This window comes from Actinokineospora pegani (assembly GCF_009745975.1).
GTDB lineage: Bacteria > Actinomycetota > Actinomycetes > Mycobacteriales > Pseudonocardiaceae > Actinokineospora > Actinokineospora pegani.
On record NZ_WHOL01000100.1, the window covers coordinates 56,452 to 73,309 of the forward strand.

A 16,858-nucleotide genomic window follows, 5' to 3' on the forward strand; every position below is an offset into this window, starting at 1 on the left:
TCACTTGCTGTACTTGGTGAGGACCGTCTTGGTCAGGAACGCCCCGCTGGGGTCGTAGACGACGCAGAAGGTCTCGTACCGGTTGCTGATGTCATCGTCCTCCCAGACCGCCTGGGAGGGGTAGACGACGGCGAAGGCGAGCTTGCCGTCCGCGTGCTTGGTGGGGTCGACCCGCTCGGTGTTGAACAGCCAGGTGCAGAAGCCCTCGGCCGCGCCCTTCACCCGGTCGCCGTTGTAGGTCAGGTCGTAGGAGGTGCTGAGCGGGCTGAACGAGCCGAACACCTCGATCTTGTGCGGCTTGTCGCAGTCGCTGCCGCTCGAGGAGTAGCCCGCGTTCATCTGCAGCGGGTTGTTGCTGCAGTAGCCCTCGCGGAGCTCGAACTCGGTGAGGTCGCCGCCCGGGCCGTAGGAGTAGGTCTGCACCACGTTCTCGGCGTCCGCCGACGGGATGAACGCCTCGCGCAGGAAGATGCCCGCGACCAGGCCGACGACGGCCAGCACACCGGCGATGACCAGGGCGGTCTTCGTCCTGACCCGTCCCCCCTGTCCGGCGGCCACCAGGTGGGTGGCGTTCGGCGGGGTGGGCGGGATGTAGTGGGTCTGCGTCGGCACCGGGCCGGAGTGCGCGGCCACCGGGCCCGACGGGGGGCCGTTGCGCACGTGGCCGAGCAGGCTGCGCACCTGCGGGCCGGTGAGGCGGCCCTGCGGGGTGCCGTTCATCAGGCCGGTGATGATCGAGGCGAGCGCGCCCTGGGCCCTGGTGAGGTACGGAACCTCGGCCAGGATGGCGTGCATGGTGGCCGCGGTGGTGGTGCGCTCGAACGGCGAGTAGCCCTCGACGGCGAAGAACAGCACCGCGCCCAGCGCCCACAGGTCCGACGAGCCCTGGGCCTCCTCGCCGCGGATGCGCTCGGGGGCCATGTAGGTCGGCGAGCCGATGAGCATGCCGCTGCTGGTCAGCCTCGGGTCGTCGAGGGACTGGGCGATGCCGAAGTCGGTGAGCTTCACCCGGCCGTTGCGGGCGAGCATGATGTTCGACGGCTTGACGTCGCGGTGCACGATCCCGGCCTGGTGCGCGGCCTCCAGCGCGGACAGCAACTGCTCGGCCAGCACCGCGACCTGGTCCTGGGGCAGCGGCCCGCGCTCCTTGACCACGTCCGACAGCGTGGGGGCCTGGATCAGCTCCATCACGATGTAGGTCGCCCCGGCCTCCTGGACCACGTCGTAGACGGTGACCACGGCCGGGTCGTTGAGCCTGCCCGCGGTGCGCGCCTCGCGCAGCACGCGCTCCTCGAAGACCTTGCGCTCGGCGTGCGGCACGCCGTCGGGCAGGTGCAGCTCCTTGATCGCCACCTGCCTGCCGATCATGCGGTCCTCGGCCAGCCACACCACGCCCATGCCGCCGCGGCCCAGTTCCGACTGGACCACGTACCGGCCCGCGACCACGCGCTGCCCCGGCTGCCTGCCGTGCTGTGTCACGGCGGGGCCCTGCTCCTGCGTCACCCATCCACCTCCTGCGAACGCGGGGATAGTAACCGTGCCCCGCTCGCCGGTTCAGTCGTTCGGCGGATGCACTTCGTGTCCTGCCTCGCGCAACGCGCGCACTGCGCGGTCCAGCACGGCGTCGCGGACCAGGATGTGGTCGGTGTCGAAGGTCGACAGCGCGAACAGCGAGACCCCGGCGGCGGCCAGCGACCCGGCCAGCGAGGCCATGATCCCGGTCAGGCTGAACTCCAGCGGCCCGCGCACGGTCAGCAGCCGCCAGCCCGGCTCCGCGCGCCCGGCGTCCGGGGCGTGCCCGGCCGGGGCGACCACCGAGATCTCGGTGACGCTGCTGGTGATCGAGACCAGGCCGGGGGCGGCGAACACCGCCGGGTCGACCGGGGCGCCCCGGTCGAGCCGGGTGATCGTGTACAGCCCGTCGACCACGTCGACGACCAGGCGCTTCACCGGCTCAGCCCTCGGCGACGAGCGGGCTGGAGGCCACGTCGGTGCCGTCGGGCAGCGCGGTGATGGCGAAGTCGGCGAACGCGCCGGGCGCGGCCTTCTGGAGCTGGCGCAGGCACTCCACCGCCAGGGCGCGGATCTCGACGTCGGCGTGCTCGGTGGCGCGCATGGCGATGAAGTGCCGCCAGGCGCGGTAGTTGCCGGTGACCACGATGCGGGTCTCGGTGGCGTTGGGCAGGATCGACCGGGCCGCCTGGCGGGCCTGCTTCTTGCGCAGGGTGGCGCTGGGCGCGTCGGCGAACTTGGCCTCGAGGCCCTTGAGCAGCGAGTTGTAGGCGTCCTGGCTGGCCTGGGCGGCCTCGAGGAACTGCGCGTGCAGCTCGGGGTCGGAGGCGATGACGTCCGGCTCGACCATGGCCGCGGACTTCTCCGGCACGTAGCGCTGCGAGAGCTGCGAGTAGGAGAAGTGGCGGTGCCGGATCAGCTCGTGGGTCAGCGACCGGGAGATGCCGGTGAGGTAGAACGACACGCTGCCGTGCTCGAGCACCGACAGGTGGCCGACCTCGATGATGTGGCGCAGGTAGCCCTCGTTGGTCGCGGTGGCCGGGTTGGGCTTGGTCCACGACTGGTAGCAGGCGCGCCCGGCGAACTCGGCCAGCGCCTCGCCGCCGTCGGCGTCGGTGGACCAGGGGACGTCCTCCGGCGGGAAGAACTCCGTCTTGGCGATGAGCCGCACCCGCACCCGCACCGTCTCGGTCACCCGTCGATCCCTCGCTCCGCTGTCGATCACCGACCGGGGGCGAACGCCGCCCCGGCTCCGCCTGCCAGCCTAAAGGGCGTGGCGCGGTCGGCGGAGCCGGGGCGCGGCCGGGACTCAGGGCCGCGCGAAGGTGACGGTGAGGTCGCCGGAGCCGGTGCGCCCGCGCACCCGCAGGCCCGGCTTGGCCGCGGGCTCCTCGTGGCTCAGCGGCAGGTCGTTGCTGACCGTGCCCGCGCCGGAGGTCAGGTCGAACTCGGCAGGGGTGCCCCGCGCGACCGCGACGGTGAGGCCGCCGGTGCCGGTGGACAACTCCACCTGGCCGCTGCGCGCGTCGGCGACGGTGATCGTCCCGGTGCCGCTGCGGACCATGACGTCGCCCTCGACCCGGCCCAGGTGCACGTCGCCGCCGCCGGTGGTGATGCTCGACGGGCCCGAGACCGCGCTGACCTCGACGTCGCCGGAGCCGCTGCGGGCGCGCACGCCCGAGGCGACCGGTCCGACGCGCACCGCGCCGGTGCCGTTGGTCACCTGCACCGGGCCGCTGGCGCGCTCGACGTCGACCACGCCGGAGCCGCTGGTGGCCCTGACCCGGCCCGCCTCGCCCACAACCGTGATGGAGGCGCCGCCGCCCACGACGACCACCTCGGACCCGGTGTGCGCCAGGACCGTGACGCCCAGCGGAATGGCCCGCAGCGGCATGCTCTTGGACGAGCGGACCGTCAGCCTGCCCGCGCCGAACTCGACCTGGGTCCTGGCGACGGCCTCGGTGGGCGCGTCGGCGGCGTCGGACTGCTCGCCCAACTGCCCGCCGACCCAGCTCAGCAGGGACGACACGCCCTCCATCCACGGGGTGGCGGCCTCCGGGGCGTGCCGGACCTCGACCTGCACGCCCGGCTCGTCGACCAGCCGGACCTCCACCAGGCCCGCGGCGATGCCGATGTCGACCTGGACCGGGCCCTCGGCCTCGAACGCCTCGATGCGCGTGCTCATCCCTGGTACCAGCCCTTCACCTCGGCGCCGGTGCCGCCCGGGTCGGCGTCCGCCGCGCGCCGCTGCTGCTGGTCTTGGCCGCCGTGCTTGCCGAAGCCCTTGGACAGCGCGCCCTGCACGGCCTGCTGGACGTAGGTGTTGAGCGAGACGCCCTGCTTGGACGCGGCGTGCTCGGCCTTGGTCTTGAGCTCCTCGAACAGCCGCAGCGTCATCCGGCTCATGTCGCCCGCCGCGGTGGCGACGGGGGTGAGCGGGACCTCGGGCTCGGGTTCGGGCTCCGGGTGCGGCTCGGCCGGGCGCGGCCTGCTGGTCGCGGTGACCGCCACCCGGACGTCGCGGCCGTCGAGGCGGACCTCGACGACGTGGTCGGGCAGCTCGGCGGTCACCTCGGCGGCCAGGTCGGACAGCGCGTTCATGATGGCCAGCCGGGCCGCGGGCTCCAGCGCGGCGCCCAGCACGGTCGCGGCGCGGCGGGTGCTCTCGTCACCCGCCGCCGCCGTGGTGGTCAGGTCATCCCGCAGAGCGGTGATGTACGGGCTCAGATCCATGACACCACTATGACACCGCTTTTGACACCTGTCGAGGAATCGTGACGTCAGAAATGGTGTCGCGGTGATGTCAAACGGCGTTTCGGAGCGAAGCGGCCAAATCGCCCCGCTCACCGACCCAGATCCGGTCCAGGCCCTGCCAGTCCGCCATGAGCCGCAGCTCCTCGGCCAGCTCGCCCGCGACGCGGGTGGTGTCGGCCCCCTCTTCGGCGAACGAGCCCTGGACCCGCAGGGTTCCCGCGGCGCGGTCGGCCTTGAGGTCCACCCGGGCCACCAGCTCGCCGTCGAGCAGGAAGGGGAACACGTAGTACCCGTGCACCCGCTTGGGCTCCGGGACGTAGATCTCGATGCGGTAGTGGAAGCCGAACAGCCGCAGGGCGCGGTCGCGCTCCCAGATCAGCGGGTCGAACGGGCACAGCAGCGCCCGGCCCCGCACCTCGCGCGGGGCGCGCGCAGCCGGGTGGCGGTAGGCGGGCGCGCGCCAGCCCTCGACCGCGACCGCCTCGAGCAGCCCCTCCTCGACCAGCTCGGCGACCGCCTGCTTGGACTGGGCGGGCTGGAGGCGGTAGTAGTCGCGCAGGTCCTTCTCGGTGCCGATGCCGTGCGCGAGCGCGGCGCGCAGGGTCAGCCGCCGGGCGCACTCCTCGTCGTCCGGGGTCTGGGCGAGGGCCTCGGCGGGCAGCACCCGCTCGGGCAGGTCGTAGTGGCGCTGGAAGCTCCTGCGGGTGCCCGTGGTCAACTCCCCCACCCCGAACAGGTACTCGCACACGTGCTTGACGTCGGACCGGTTCCACCAGCCGCCCTTGACCTTGGGCACCGCCCCGCCCAGCGCCGCCTCCAGCGCGCCCGCGGCGATCGGCCCCTGCTCGCGCACGGTCGCCAGCACGTCCTCGACCAGACCGGGCGACTTCTCGCGGATGGGGGCCAGGTGGTGGGCGTAGCGCTGCTCGTAGCCGCGCATCCGCCAGCGGAACAGCGGCCAGTCCTCGGCCGGGATCAGGCTCGCCTCGTGCGCCCAGTACTCGACCAGCAGCCGGGGCCTGCGCGCGCTGTGCGACCACGCGGCCTCGTCGACGAGGTCCTGGTCGTAGGAGCCGAGCCGGGCGAACAGCGGCATGTAGTGCGCGCGGACGGCCACGTTGACCGAGTCCAGTTGCAACAACTGCACCCGGCTCAGCGCCTTCTGCAGGTGCTTGCGCGTGGGGCGGCCGCTCGGGCGGGGGTCGGCGAAGCCCTGCGCGGCGAGGGCGGTGCGGCGGGCGGTGTCGGCGGAGACTGTCTGCACAACGGCGGTCACGGTGCTGATGCTGCCAGTGACCACCGACAACCCGGCACCAGATAGGTTCACGCCATGGCCGATGCCGCTGTCCGCCCCGCGACCCCGGGCGACGCCGCCGAGATCGCCCGCATCCAGGTCGAGACCTGGCGCACCGGGTTCGCCGACCTCCTCCCCGCGCTCGTGCTGGCGGGCCTGGACGTCGACGCGGCGGCCGAGCAGTGGCGGGCGGCGGTGGCCCAGGGCCCGGCGACGGTGCTGGTGGCCACCGAGGGCAACTGGGTGGTCGGGTTCTGCTCGGCGGGCCCGTCGCCGGAGTCGGAGTCGGCCGCGGCCAACGACGTCCCGGTCCCGGACGCCTCGACGGTCGCCCTGGTGGGCTCCCTGCTGGTCGAGCCGCGCTGGGGCAGGCGCGGGCACGCGGGGCGGCTGTTGGCCACGATGGCCCAGCGGCTCCGGGCGGGCGGCGCGACGCGCGGGATCGCGTGGGTGCCGGTGCGCAACACCGCGTCGCTGGAGTTCTACCGGCGCGCGGGCTGGGCGCCCGACGGCGTGGTGCGGACGCTGGACGCCGACGGACAGCCACTGCGTGAGCTGCGTCTCACCGGATCGTTGGACTTGGCTCTGCACTAGGCGCGGGAGGTGGTTGACTCGGTCCCGGTTGATCATGATCCCGTGGAACGGAGTCACCGCGTGCCCCCCAGCGAGTTCCTCGACCGCAAGCTCACCCGCCGGTTCCAGACCTACGACCTCGACGGCAACGGCCACCTGGAGCGGGCGGACTTCGACCGCGCCCGCGACAACCTGGCGGCGGAGTACGGACTGGCCGCCGAAGACCCCAGGGTGACCCGCCTGGGCGAGTTGATGACGGGGCTGTGGGAGCACCTGCTCGGCGTCGCCGACACCGACTCCGACCAGCGCGTCTCCGAACAGGAGTACAAGCGCGCCTTCGCCGCGGGCCTGCTGGAGACCCCGGAGAACTTCGACTCGGTCTACCAGCCGTTCCTCGACGCGGTCATGGCCATCGCCGACACCGACGGCGACGGCGCGCTCACCGCCGAGGACGAGGTCCGCTGGACCCGCGGCCTGATGGCCCTGCCCGAGGCCGACGCCCGCGAGGTCCACCGCCGCCTCGACACCGACGGCGACGGCCGCGTCGGGGTGCGCGAACTGCTGTCGGCCATTCGCGAGTACTACTTCGACGACTCGCCCGGCTCGGCGGGCGAGTACCTGCTCGGCCCGCTCCCCCGCGGCTGAGGCGCCCCCGCTGGTGCCGGACCCGGCCCGATCCGCCCCCGGGTCCGGTACCGTCGGTGGCCGACCGCTCCCGGGAAAGGTGGTGTCCGCGTGGCGCTGGCTTGGCTCGGCCTGGCCATGGGCATCGCCTTCGGCTCCGCCCTGGTCCCGTTCATCAGCATCGAGCTGTTCGTGATCGGCATGGCCGCGCAGGAGCCCCAGGTCTCGTGCCTGCTGCTGGGCTTGGTCGTCGCCATCGGCCAGGTGGGCGGCAAGCTGCTCTACTACTACGCCGGGCGCGGGTCGATCCGCCTGCCCGCGTTCCTGCACCGCGAGGCCCGGCCGATGACCGCCCGCCGGGAGCGGTGGCACGTGCGCACCAAGCGCCTCCGCTCCTGGGTCGCGGTGCTGCGCGCCAAGTGCGAGCGCCACCCGCACTGGATGGTCGGCGCCTACAGCGTCAGCTCCGTGGTCGGGCTGCCGCCCTACATGGCGACGGTGGTGCTGGCGGGCCTGGTCCGGATGCGGCTCGCGACCTTCATCAGCGCGGGCCTGGCGGGCCGGTTCATCCGGTTCAGCCTGCTGGCCGCCTCCCCCGCCCTGTTCACCGGCTGGCTCTTCTAGGCCCTGCTCCTACCGACCCTTGACGACCAGGCGGTCCAGCAGGTCCGCCGTGGCGGCGGCCACGGCGTCGACGGCGGCCTCGAAGGCCTCGGCGTTGTGCGCGGCCGGGGCGCGGAAGCCCGAGATCTTGCGCACGTACTGCAACGCGGCGGCGCGGACGTCATCGTCGCCCGGGTCCTCGGTGAACGGGGGGCGGAGGGTCTTGATGCTGCGGCACATGGGACCCATCATGCGCCGGGCCACCGACATTCCGCAGATCCCTCGCGACGTCGACCAGGACGACCCGGACGGCAAAGCGGAGACCAGCAGGCCTGGGCCTGCTGGTCTCCGCCGTCGTGATCAGTTGTCCGAGTTGGTTGCTCCCGTTCGCGGGGGGGCGGGGTCAGCCCTGGTTGGCTGCCGCCTCGTCGGTGTGGGCGCAGCCGGGGGCGCCGATGTCGTGCAACTCGCGCCTGCCCGGCACGCGCGAGTACGACGGGCAGAGGCACGCGCCGACGGAGTCGTCGTAGAGCCCGTCGTCTTCGGCCAGCGTCTCGTTGGCGTTCACTCGTCCGCCTTCGGGGGTGAAGGGACCTGTGCGATGGCGATGCTAGCGCCGCCGCCACCGTGGGCGAAGATCATTGGAGATGATCAGCCCCGGTTCAGCAGGTACGCCACCTCGGTGCGCCATTTCCCCATGTCAGGCTCGTGCGCGGGGTCGGTGAGATAAGTCTCGAAACGACCGGCCCACACCCCGTCACGGACGTCGAAGTACTCGCCGGTGCGGTCGGACCACTCGTCGAGGCGGTCGAAGGTCTCGCGGATGGTGTCCGGGCTGCCCTCGTGCACGGCCACGGCGTAGTCGCCCTCGGGGACCTCCTGGGCGGTGACCCGCCCGTCGCCCTCGACCGGCTCGGCGACCGGCCAACCGACCTCGACATCGATCACGCCCGCCTCGTCGACCTGGTGGTAGCGGTACATCGGCGGTCCGACGACCGCGACACCCCGCTCGGCCAACCAGCCCTGGACCTCCGGCAGCAGGGCGTTGACCCGGCCCCACTCCGACAGCGGGGCCTGCGTGCGGATGCCCGCGTAGTGCTTCGGCGGGCGGTACTCGATCTGCGGCTCGCTCATGCGGGGGAGGGTAGCGACCCGGACCGACAGATCAGGTGCTCTCCCGGTAGCGCTCAAGCCACTCGACCAGGGCCCCCGGGTGCGCGAGGGCGGGCAGGTGGCCGCCCTCCATCTCGTCCGGGGTGATGCCGAGGCGCTCGCGGGTGACGCGGCGCTGGAACGCCAGCGGGAACAGCCGGTCGTCGCGGCAGACCAGCACCCTGGTCGGCACGTCCGGCCACGCGGCCAGCGGCCACGGGTCGGCGAACGGCCGGTCGGACTGGTCGATCGGCGGGGCGGCCAGCACCTCGTCGAGCACGTCCGGGGGCAGGTCGTGCAGGAAGGTGACCACCGGGTCGAAGGGCGCGTCCGGGTCGCGCCCCGCGGCCAGGTCGGCCGCCCGCTGCGCCTCGGGCTGCCCGGTCGCCGCCCACCACTGCCCGCCGGTCTCCCCCGGCGCCGGGATCATCGCCGCGACCAGGACGAGCAGCGCCACGTCGGCCCGGGTGGCCGCGACCGGGGCGGACAGCCCGGCCATGGACTGCGCGACGAGGATGACGCCCGAGCGGTCGCCGATGGCCTCGACGATCGTGTCGACGTAGGCGCCCAGCCCGGCCTCCGGGTCGGCCGCAGGCAGGTCGGGGGTGATCACCTCGTGGCCGCGGGCCTCCAGCAGCGGGCGCACCCGGTTCCAGTGGGCGGAATCCGACCCGGCGCCCGGGACCAGCACGTAGGTGCTCAAACCTGCGCCAACTCCAGGGCCTTGCGCATCGCGTCCCGCGCGCGGGACCGGTCGCCCGCCACGTCGTAGGCCACGGCCAGCCGGTACCAGGACCGCCAGTCGTCCGGGGCCTGCTCGGCCGCGGCGCGCTGGGTCTCGAACCAGGCGTCGGCCGCCGACCGGTCGACCCGGCCCGAGGGCGTGCGCGGCAGGTCCAAGGTGTCGGGCAGGCCGTCCTCGGCGGCCAGGCGCCTGCCCAGCTCCGAGGTGCGCACCCCGAACCGCAGCGTCGACCACACGATCCACGCCCCCACCACGGGCAGCAGCACGACCCCCACGCCCAGCGCGACCGCGATCGGCGACCCGTCGCGGAACAGGGCCAGCGCCCGACCGCCGAGCAGGACGAAGTAGACGACCAGGACGGCGCTCAGGATTACCGAGACGGTGCGTGCGGACACCCGGGGATCGTACGTCGGCTAGAGGTCGAGCAGGTTCTCGAGGCCCACGGTCAAGCCGGGCCTGCCCAGGATCTCGCGCACGCCGTGCAGCACGCCGGGCATGAAGCTGGTGCGGTCCAACGAGTCGTGCCGAATGGTCAGGGTCTCCCCCTGGCCGCCGAACAGGACTTCCTGGTGCGCCACCAAACCCCGCAACCGCACCGAGTGCACCCGCACGTCGTCGACCAGCGCGCCGCGCGCGCCATCCACTTCGGACGTGGTGGCGTCGGGCGCCGCGCCGAGCCCGGCGGCCTGCCGGGCCTGGGCGACCAGCCGGGCGGTGTGCGCCGCGGTGCCGCTGGGCGCGTCGGCCTTGCGGTTGTGGTGCAGCTCGATGATCTCGACGGTGTCGTAGTACTTGGCCGCGAGCGCGGCGAAGCGCATCGACAGCACCGCGCCCAGGGCGAAGTTCGGCGCGAGGAGCACGCCCAGCCCCGGCTTGTCCGCGAGCCACCGGGTGAGCGTGGCGACCTTGGCGTCGTCGAACCCGGAGGTGCCGACGACGGCGTGGATGCCCTGGTCGAGGCAGAACCGCAGGTTGTCCATCACCACGTCGGGGTGGGTGAAGTCGACGACCACCTCAGCCCCGGCGTCGGCGATGTCGAGCATCCGGTCGCCGGTGTCGACCGCGGCCACCACCCGCGTGTCGTCCGCGGCCTCCACGGCGCGCACGACCTCCGCGCCCATGCGGCCGCGGGCGCCGAGCACGCCGACGCGGATCGGGTTGTCCGCGGCGCGGGAACGCGTCGTCATCGGTTCACCTCGGGGGATCAGAGCTGGAAAGGGAGGTCGGAGAGGGTCTCGTAGGGGCCGACGACGGCCCCGGCGAGCGGGCGGGTGAGCAGGTCCCCGGCCAGCGCCGCGACGTCCTCGGCGGTGACGGCGGCGATGCGCTCCAGGGTCTGCTCGACGGTGAGGTAGTCGGCGTAGGCCAGCTCGCCCTTGCCGATGCGCGACATCCGGGAGCTGGTGTCCTCCAGGCCCAGCACCAGGCCGCCGCGCAACTGGCCCTTGCCGCGCGCCACCTCGGCGTCGGACAGGCCGTGCGCGGCCACGTCGGCGAGCACCTCGCGGATCACGCCCGCGACCTCACCGAGCCGGTCGGGCTGGCAGCCCGCGTAGACCGACAGGTGGCCGCTGTCGGCGTAGGACGCCACCGACGAGTACACCTGGTAGGCCAGGCCGCGGCGCTCGCGGACCTCCTGGAACAGCCGGGAGCTCATGCCCCCGCCCAGGGCGGCGTTGAGCACGCTGAGGACGAACCGGCGCTCGTCGTGCCGGTCGATCGCGCGCACGCCGAGCATCAGGTGCGCCTGCTCGGTGTCGTCGGTGTGCAGCACCAGCTCCGGCTTGGCGGCGAAACGGGCCCGGCCCACGCGCGGGGGCAGCGGGGCGCGCTCGCCGGTGAGCCGGTCGCCGAGGGCCTTGCGGACCTGGGCGAGCACCTGCCGGTGGGTGATGTTGCCCGCGACGGCGAGCACCATCTTCGGCAGCGTGTAGCGGCGCCGGTAGAAGCCGTTGAGCGCGGTCCGGCTCATGCCGGTGATCGAGTCCTCGGTGCCCAGCACCGGGCGGCCCAGCGCGTGGCCGGGCATGAGCGCCTCGCAGAACGCGTCGTGCAGCAGGTCCTCGGGGTCGTCGTCGCGCATGGCGATCTCCTCGAGCACCACTCCGCGCTCGGTCTCCACGTCGGACTCGGCGCACAGCGCGTCGAAGACCACGTCGGACACCAGGTCGACCGCCAGCGGCAGGTCCTCGTCGAGGACGTGCGCGTAGTAGCAGGTGTGCTCCTTGGCGGTGAACGCGTTGAGCTCGCCGCCGACGGCGTCGATCTCCTCGGCGATGGCCGCGGCGGAGCGCTTGGCCGTCCCCTTGAACAGCAGGTGCTCGAGGTAGTGCGCGGCGCCCGCGACCGGTCGCGGCTCGTCGCGCGAGCCGACGCCGACCCAGATGCCGATGGAGGCCGACCGCACGCCGGGGACCTGCTCGGTGATGACCCGCAGGCCGCCGGGCAGCAGGGTGCGCCGGACCTCGGCGTCGCCGGTGCGCTCCAGCACGACGGTGCTGCCCGGCTTCTGCAGGTGCCCCTGGACGCGGGACGGGGTGCGGGAGGGACCGCGGCCGCGGGCGCCGGTGGCGCCCGCGGCCGTAGTGGAGCGGTTGGCCACTAGGCGTTGGCCGCCTCGGTGTCCGGGGTCTCCACGGGGGCGTCCGCGCCGTTGGCGTTCTCGGCGCTGTCCTCGTCCACCAGGATCAGGCTGATCTTGCCGCGCTGGTCGATGTCGGCGATCTCCACGCGCAGCTTGTCGCCGACGTTCGCGACGTCCTCGACCTTGTTGACGCGCTTGCCGCGGCCCAGCTTGGAGATGTGGACCAGACCGTCCTTGCCCGGCAGCAGGGAGACGAAGGCGCCGAAGGCGGCGGTCTTGACGACCGTGCCCAGGAACCGCTCGCCGACCTTGGGCAGCTGCGGGTTGGCGATGGCGTTGATCAGGTCGATCGCCGCCTCGGCGGACGGGCCGTCGGCCGCGCCGACGTAGATCGTGCCGTCGTCCTCGATGGAGATGTCGGCACCGGTCTGCTCGGTGATCGAGTTGATCATCTTGCCCTTCGGGCCGATGACCTCGCCGATCTTGTCGACCGGGATCTTCACCGAGGTGACGCGCGGCGAGAACGGGCTCATCTCGTCCGGGCCGTCGATGGCCTCGGCCATGACCTCCAGGATGGTCAGGCGCGCGTCGCGGGCCTGGCCCAGGGCGGCGGCCAGCACTTCGGAGGGGATGCCGTCGAGCTTGGTGTCGAGCTGCAGCGCGGTCACGAACTCCTTCGTGCCCGCGACCTTGAAGTCCATGTCGCCGAAGGCGTCCTCGGCGCCGAGGATGTCGGTCAGCGCCACGTAGCGCGTCTCCCCGTCGACCTGGTCGGAGACCAGGCCCATGGCGATGCCGGAGACCGGCGCCTTGAGCGGGACGCCTGCGTTGAGCAGCGACATGGTCGACGCGCAGACCGAGCCCATCGAGGTGGAGCCGTTGGAGCTCAGCGCCTCGGAGACCTGGCGGATCGCGTAGGGGAACTCGTCGCGCTTGGGCAGCACCGGCATCAGCGCGCGCTCGGCGAGCGCGCCGTGGCCGATCTCGCGCCGCTTGGGCGAGCCCACGCGGCCGGTCTCGCCGGTGGAGAACGGCGGGAAGTTGTAGTGGTGCATGTAGCGCTTGTGGGTCTCCGGCGACAGCGAGTCGATCTGCTGCTCGAGGCGGAGCATGTTCAGCGTGGTGACACCCAGGATCTGGGTCTCGCCGCGCTCGAACAGGGCCGAGCCGTGCGCGCGCGGGATGAGCGCGACCTCGGCGGACAGGCCGCGGATGTCGGTCAGGCCGCGGCCGTCGATGCGCACCTTGTCGCGCAGGATGCGCTGGCGGACGAGCTGCTTGTTCAGCGAGCGGAACGCCGCGCCGACCTCCTTCTCGCGGCCGTCGAAGGCGCCGCCCTCGACCGCGCCGACCTTGACCAGGGTCTCGGCCTTGATCGCGTCCAGGCGCGACTCGCGCTCCTGCTTGTCGCCGATGGTCAGCGCCTGGGCCAGCTCGTCGGAGGCGGCGGCGGTGACGGCCTCGAGCGCGTCGGGCTGGTAGGCCGGGAACGTCGGGTAGTCGCGGGTCGCCTTGGCCGCGTGCGCGGCCAGCTCGGCCTGCGCGTCGCAGAGCGTCTTGATGAACGTCTTCGACGCCTCGAGGCCCGCGGCCACGATCTCCTCGGTGGGGGCCTGCTGGCCCTCGCCCACCAGGTCGATGACGTTGTCGGTGGCCTCGGCCTCGACCATCATGATCGCGACGTCGTCGTTGACAGTCCGGCCCGCGACAACCATGTCGAACACGGCCGTCTTGAGCTGGTCGTGGGTCGGGAACGCGACCCACTGGCCCTCGATCAGGGCGACGCGGACGGCGCCGATCGGGCCGGAGAACGGCAGGCCCGCGAGCTGGGTGGAGGCGGACGCGGCGTTGATGGCCACCACGTCGTAGAGGTCCTGCGGGTTGAGCGACTGCACGGTGATGACGACCTGGATCTCGTTGCGCAGGCCGTCCACGAAGGACGGGCGCAGCGGGCGGTCGATCAGGCGGCAGGTCAGGATCGCGTCCGTGGACGGACGGCCCTCGCGGCGGAAGAACGCGCCGGGGATGCGGCCCACGGCGTACATGCGCTCCTCGACGTCCACCGTGAGGGGGAAGAAGTCGAAGTGCTCCTTGGGCTGCTTGGAGGCGGTGGTCGCCGACAGCAGCATGGTCTCCTCGTCGAGGTAGGCCACGACGCTGCCCGCGGCCTGGCGCGCCAGGCGGCCGGTCTCGAAGCGGATGGTGCGCGAGCCGAACTTGCCGTTGTCGATGACAGCGGTCGACTCGTGGACGGTGGTGTCCGTCATGTAGTTGGTGCTCCTCGTTTGTTCCGGGCGCGCAGTGCCACTCGAGCACGGGGTCGCGGTTCGGACGAGGCCGGTCTTCGATCGAAGTCCACGGGACACCGTGTCCCGGAGACCACTACCGAGGACCGGCGAACTGGTCCCGTACCTCGCGTGGCGTCGTGCTCGCCCTGATTCGTCTTCGCTAGCTGTTCAGTTCTGTCTTCTGTTCGAGTACCACCCGCGAGGGGGTGGAACACCCGGGGGGAGCGACCGATTCGGCCTCTCCCCCCGGGGTCGTGCTCAGCGGCGCAGGCCGAGGCGCTGGATCAGCGACCGGTAGCGCTCGATGTCCACCTTGGTCAGGTAGTTGAGCAGGCGGCGACGACGGCCGACCAGCAGCAGCAGACCACGACGGGAGTGGTGGTCGTGCTTGTGCTCCTTGAGGTGCTCGGTGAGGTCCTTGATGCGCTTGGTGAGCAGCGCGATCTGGGCCTCGGGCGATCCGGTGTCCGAGTCGTGCACGCCGTACTCGGTGAGGATCGTCTTCTTCTGGTCTGTGGTCAGTGCCACTTGTCGTGCTCCTGCTTCGTGATGTCCCGTGCGGCCCGGACCGGGAAACCCCGTCCCGGGTGAGTCGGTACCGGCCGCCACGGACCACAGCCGGACCCGGTCACCAAGGTTAGCAGGTGCTCACCGGACTACCCGGGCAACCGCAGCCGCACCCGGTCGACCGGCGTGTGGCGGCCCAGCTCGCTGGCGTAGAGCACCAGCTCGGACGGGGTCCACCACGGCCCGGTGTAGTCGGCGAGGCCCGCGGCGAGGGCCTGGCCCGGGGCCGGGTCCCCGCCGCGCGCCCACCTGGCGACGGTGACGTGCGGCCGGTAGGGCTCGTGCCCGCCCGCTCCGGCGTCGGCCGCCTCGGCGATCGCGGCCAGTTCGGCCCCCCGCCCCCGCACGACCAGGAGCACGACGGAGGCGAAGGTGCCCGACCCGCGCAGCCGCAAGGTCGGCGCGGCCAGCTCGCCCGCCCGCTCCCGCAGGGACGCCAGTCGCTCGACCGGGTCGACCGCACCGTAGTAGCCGACCGTCACGTGCCACTGCCCCCGCGGCGTCGGCCGCAGTGGGGCGGGGACGTCGCCCAGCGCCTCGGCCAGGTGGATGGAGACAGCGGCGGGCAGGTCGAACGCGGAGAAGTACCGGGTCAAGGACGCTTGCCCGCCCGGCGCAACAGGTCGGCGACCTCGGGGAAGCGGTCGTTGAGCAGGCCGGCGGCCTCGGCCAGGTCGTCCGGCGAGGCGATCCGGCGCAGCGCCATGATCGCGCTGCGGCCGATGTCGACGGGCAGGTTGTCCCTGGTCACCGACGGCTTGGAGCCGCGCACGTCGTCGAGCGCGCGCTGCAGCGCCTCGCGCCGCCCGGACGCGACCTCCGGGGTGAGCACCTTGCGCTCGAGCATGATCAGCCTGGCCAGCACCGCCGGGTTGCCGATCTTGGCCCGGCGCCCGCTCATCACCTGGCTGAGCATCGGGGCGCTGATGCCGAGCACGTCGGCCAGATTGGCCTGGGACACGTCGAAGGCCACCACCAGCCTGCGCACCCGGTCGCCCAGCGGCTCGCCGTACCACTCCCGCTGCAGGGCGATGTTGCGCTGGACGATTTTGTGGTCCTCCACCTGCCGCCTCTCCCCTGGATTTCGCGCGTGTCGCGCGGACCTCGCGCCCGGTATCCTGCCAGGCCGTGAGCGGTCGCGGAGGCGACTTGCCGGAATCCGCCGGGGGATACCGACCAGTAGGTCAATCCCCGAGGAGCTCGCGGGTCTCCTCGACGTCCAGGTGCATCTGCGTCACGAGCGCCTCGGAGGACGGGTAGCGCTCCATCCCGCGCAACCGCTCGACGAAGTCGACGGCGACCCGCTGGCCGTAGAAGTCCTCGTCCACGTCGAGCACGAACGCCTCGACCCGGCGCTCCCGGCCGGAGAACGTCGGGTTGGTGCCCACCGACACCGCGGCGGCCAGCGGCTCCCGGTCGGGGCTGTTGAGCAGTGCGAACCGGCAGGCGTAGACGCCGTCGGCGGGCACGGCCGCGAACCGCGGGGTGGACAGGTTCGCGGTGGGGAAGCCCAGCTCGTGGCCGCGGCCGTCACCGCGCACCACGATGCCCTCCAGCCGCGGCGGCCTGCCCAGCGCGGTGGCCGCGGCCCGCACGTCGCCCGCGTCGATGCAGGCGCGGATGTAGGTGGAGGAGAAGGTGACCCCGCCCGCCTGGCCGGTGACCAGGCGCGCGCCCTCGGTGGTGAACCCGAACCGCTGCCCGAGCGCGGCCAGCGTCGCGATGTCGCCCTGCGCCCGGTGTCCGAAGGTGAAGTTCTCGCCCACCACCACGGCCGCCACGTGCAGCCGCTCGACGAGGATCTCGTGCACGAACTCGTCGGCGGGCACCTTGGACAGCTCGGGGGTGAAGGGCAGCACGCAGAACACGTCCACGCCCAGCTCCTCGACCAGCTCCGCCTTGCGGTTCAGCGTGGTGAGCTGCGCGGGGTGGCTGCCGGGGCGGACGACCTCGGCGGGGTGCGGGTCGAAGGTGACCACGACGCTGGGGAGGTCGCGTTCACCGGCCACCGCCACCGCTCGGCCGATGAGTTCTTGGTGTCCGAGGTGGACCCCGTCGAAGACACCGATGGTCGCCACACAGCGGCCCCAGCCGCCGGGGAGGTCGTCGAGTCCGCGCCAACGCTGCACGGGGGTGAACCTTAGTTGTTGGGGGTGGGTGGG

Annotated in this window: 21 protein-coding genes; 3 read left to right on the top strand and 18 right to left on the bottom strand. The window is 72.7% G+C overall.

What is annotated here, in order from left to right; genetic code table 11:
• The 6 genes from GCL84_RS19215 to GCL84_RS19240 form a co-directional block, all read right to left on the bottom strand.
• Positions 1-1,503 (bottom strand): serine/threonine-protein kinase, encoded by a 1,503-nt coding sequence (locus GCL84_RS19215; protein WP_235926440.1) that lies wholly within the window; start codon positions 1,501-1,503, stop codon positions 1-3.
• Positions 1,504-1,554: 51 nt separating this feature from the next.
• A complete protein-coding gene (locus GCL84_RS19220) occupies positions 1,555-1,950 on the bottom strand; it encodes an ACT domain-containing protein (RefSeq protein WP_156756892.1) in 396 nt (131 codons plus the stop codon).
• 4 nt (positions 1,951-1,954) lie between these two features.
• Complete coding sequence (thyX, locus tag GCL84_RS19225) at positions 1,955-2,707, bottom strand: FAD-dependent thymidylate synthase (protein ID WP_156756893.1); 753 nt, start codon at positions 2,705-2,707, stop codon at positions 1,955-1,957.
• A 114-nt stretch (positions 2,708-2,821) separates the two neighbouring features.
• Positions 2,822-3,697 (bottom strand): DUF4097 family beta strand repeat-containing protein, encoded by an 876-nt coding sequence (locus tag GCL84_RS19230; RefSeq protein WP_156756894.1) that lies wholly within the window; start codon positions 3,695-3,697, stop codon positions 2,822-2,824.
• Positions 3,694-4,245: a toxin-antitoxin system HicB family antitoxin gene (locus GCL84_RS19235; protein ID WP_156756895.1), complete on the bottom strand. Its 552-nt coding sequence runs from the start codon at positions 4,243-4,245 to the stop codon at positions 3,694-3,696. The genes GCL84_RS19230 and GCL84_RS19235 overlap by 4 nt, the downstream gene beginning before the upstream one ends.
• Positions 4,246-4,315: 70 nt before the next feature.
• The gene (locus GCL84_RS19240; protein ID WP_156756934.1) at positions 4,316-5,530 is read right to left on the bottom strand and encodes a winged helix-turn-helix domain-containing protein; all 1,215 of its coding nucleotides are present in this window, start codon (positions 5,528-5,530) and stop codon (positions 4,316-4,318) included.
• Positions 5,531-5,596: 66 nt separating this feature from the next.
• Between GCL84_RS19240 and GCL84_RS19245 the strand changes: the two genes are divergently transcribed.
• The 3 genes from GCL84_RS19245 (at position 5,597) to GCL84_RS19255 (ending at position 7,381) form a co-directional block, all read left to right on the top strand.
• On the top strand, positions 5,597-6,154 hold the full coding sequence (locus GCL84_RS19245; protein WP_156756896.1) for a GNAT family N-acetyltransferase: 558 nt from the start codon (positions 5,597-5,599) through the stop codon (positions 6,152-6,154).
• A gap of 60 nt (positions 6,155-6,214) precedes the next feature.
• Entirely contained in the window at positions 6,215-6,778 is a 564-nt protein-coding gene (locus GCL84_RS19250; RefSeq protein ID WP_156756897.1) for an EF-hand domain-containing protein, read from the top strand.
• Positions 6,779-6,874: 96 nt separating this feature from the next.
• A complete protein-coding gene (locus GCL84_RS19255; protein ID WP_156756935.1) occupies positions 6,875-7,381 on the top strand; it encodes a YqaA family protein in 507 nt (168 codons plus the stop codon).
• A gap of 9 nt (positions 7,382-7,390) precedes the next feature.
• Here the strand turns inward: GCL84_RS19255 and GCL84_RS19260 are convergent, their stop codons facing one another.
• The 12 genes from GCL84_RS19260 to GCL84_RS19315 all read right to left on the bottom strand — a co-directional run bounded on the left by GCL84_RS19260 (position 7,391) and on the right by GCL84_RS19315 (position 16,825).
• Entirely contained in the window at positions 7,391-7,600 is a 210-nt protein-coding gene (locus tag GCL84_RS19260; protein WP_156756898.1) for a DUF2277 domain-containing protein, read from the bottom strand.
• A 163-nt stretch (positions 7,601-7,763) separates the two neighbouring features.
• Positions 7,764-7,928 (bottom strand): hypothetical protein, encoded by a 165-nt coding sequence (locus GCL84_RS19265; protein WP_156756899.1) that lies wholly within the window; start codon positions 7,926-7,928, stop codon positions 7,764-7,766.
• Between the two features lie 83 nt (positions 7,929-8,011).
• On the bottom strand, positions 8,012-8,494 hold the full coding sequence (locus GCL84_RS19270) for a GyrI-like domain-containing protein (RefSeq protein ID WP_156756900.1): 483 nt from the start codon (positions 8,492-8,494) through the stop codon (positions 8,012-8,014).
• Between the two features lie 31 nt (positions 8,495-8,525).
• On the bottom strand, positions 8,526-9,215 hold the full coding sequence (locus tag GCL84_RS19275; RefSeq protein ID WP_156756901.1) for an alpha/beta fold hydrolase: 690 nt from the start codon (positions 9,213-9,215) through the stop codon (positions 8,526-8,528).
• Complete coding sequence (locus GCL84_RS19280) at positions 9,212-9,652, bottom strand: hypothetical protein (protein ID WP_156756902.1); 441 nt, start codon at positions 9,650-9,652, stop codon at positions 9,212-9,214. Before GCL84_RS19280 ends, GCL84_RS19275 begins: the two co-directional genes overlap by 4 nt.
• 18 nt (positions 9,653-9,670) lie before the next feature.
• Positions 9,671-10,444: a 4-hydroxy-tetrahydrodipicolinate reductase gene (gene dapB / locus GCL84_RS19285; RefSeq protein WP_156756903.1), complete on the bottom strand. Its 774-nt coding sequence runs from the start codon at positions 10,442-10,444 to the stop codon at positions 9,671-9,673.
• 17 nt (positions 10,445-10,461) lie between these two features.
• A complete protein-coding gene (locus GCL84_RS19290) occupies positions 10,462-11,772 on the bottom strand; it encodes a M16 family metallopeptidase (protein ID WP_235926441.1) in 1,311 nt (436 codons plus the stop codon).
• A gap of 86 nt (positions 11,773-11,858) precedes the next feature.
• Complete coding sequence (locus tag GCL84_RS19295) at positions 11,859-14,108, bottom strand: polyribonucleotide nucleotidyltransferase (protein WP_156756905.1); 2,250 nt, start codon at positions 14,106-14,108, stop codon at positions 11,859-11,861.
• Between the two features lie 279 nt (positions 14,109-14,387).
• Positions 14,388-14,657, bottom strand: a complete 270-nt coding sequence (gene rpsO, locus GCL84_RS19300; protein ID WP_156756906.1) for a 30S ribosomal protein S15 — start codon at positions 14,655-14,657, stop codon at positions 14,388-14,390.
• 128 nt (positions 14,658-14,785) lie between these two features.
• Complete coding sequence (locus tag GCL84_RS19305) at positions 14,786-15,292, bottom strand: 2'-5' RNA ligase family protein (protein ID WP_156756907.1); 507 nt, start codon at positions 15,290-15,292, stop codon at positions 14,786-14,788.
• The gene (locus GCL84_RS19310) at positions 15,289-15,759 is read right to left on the bottom strand and encodes an XRE family transcriptional regulator (RefSeq protein WP_156756908.1); all 471 of its coding nucleotides are present in this window, start codon (positions 15,757-15,759) and stop codon (positions 15,289-15,291) included. The genes GCL84_RS19305 and GCL84_RS19310 overlap by 4 nt, the downstream gene beginning before the upstream one ends.
• Before the next feature lie 121 nt (positions 15,760-15,880).
• A complete protein-coding gene (locus GCL84_RS19315) occupies positions 15,881-16,825 on the bottom strand; it encodes a bifunctional riboflavin kinase/FAD synthetase (RefSeq protein ID WP_156756909.1) in 945 nt (314 codons plus the stop codon).
• Positions 16,826-16,858: the final 33 nt, after the last annotated feature.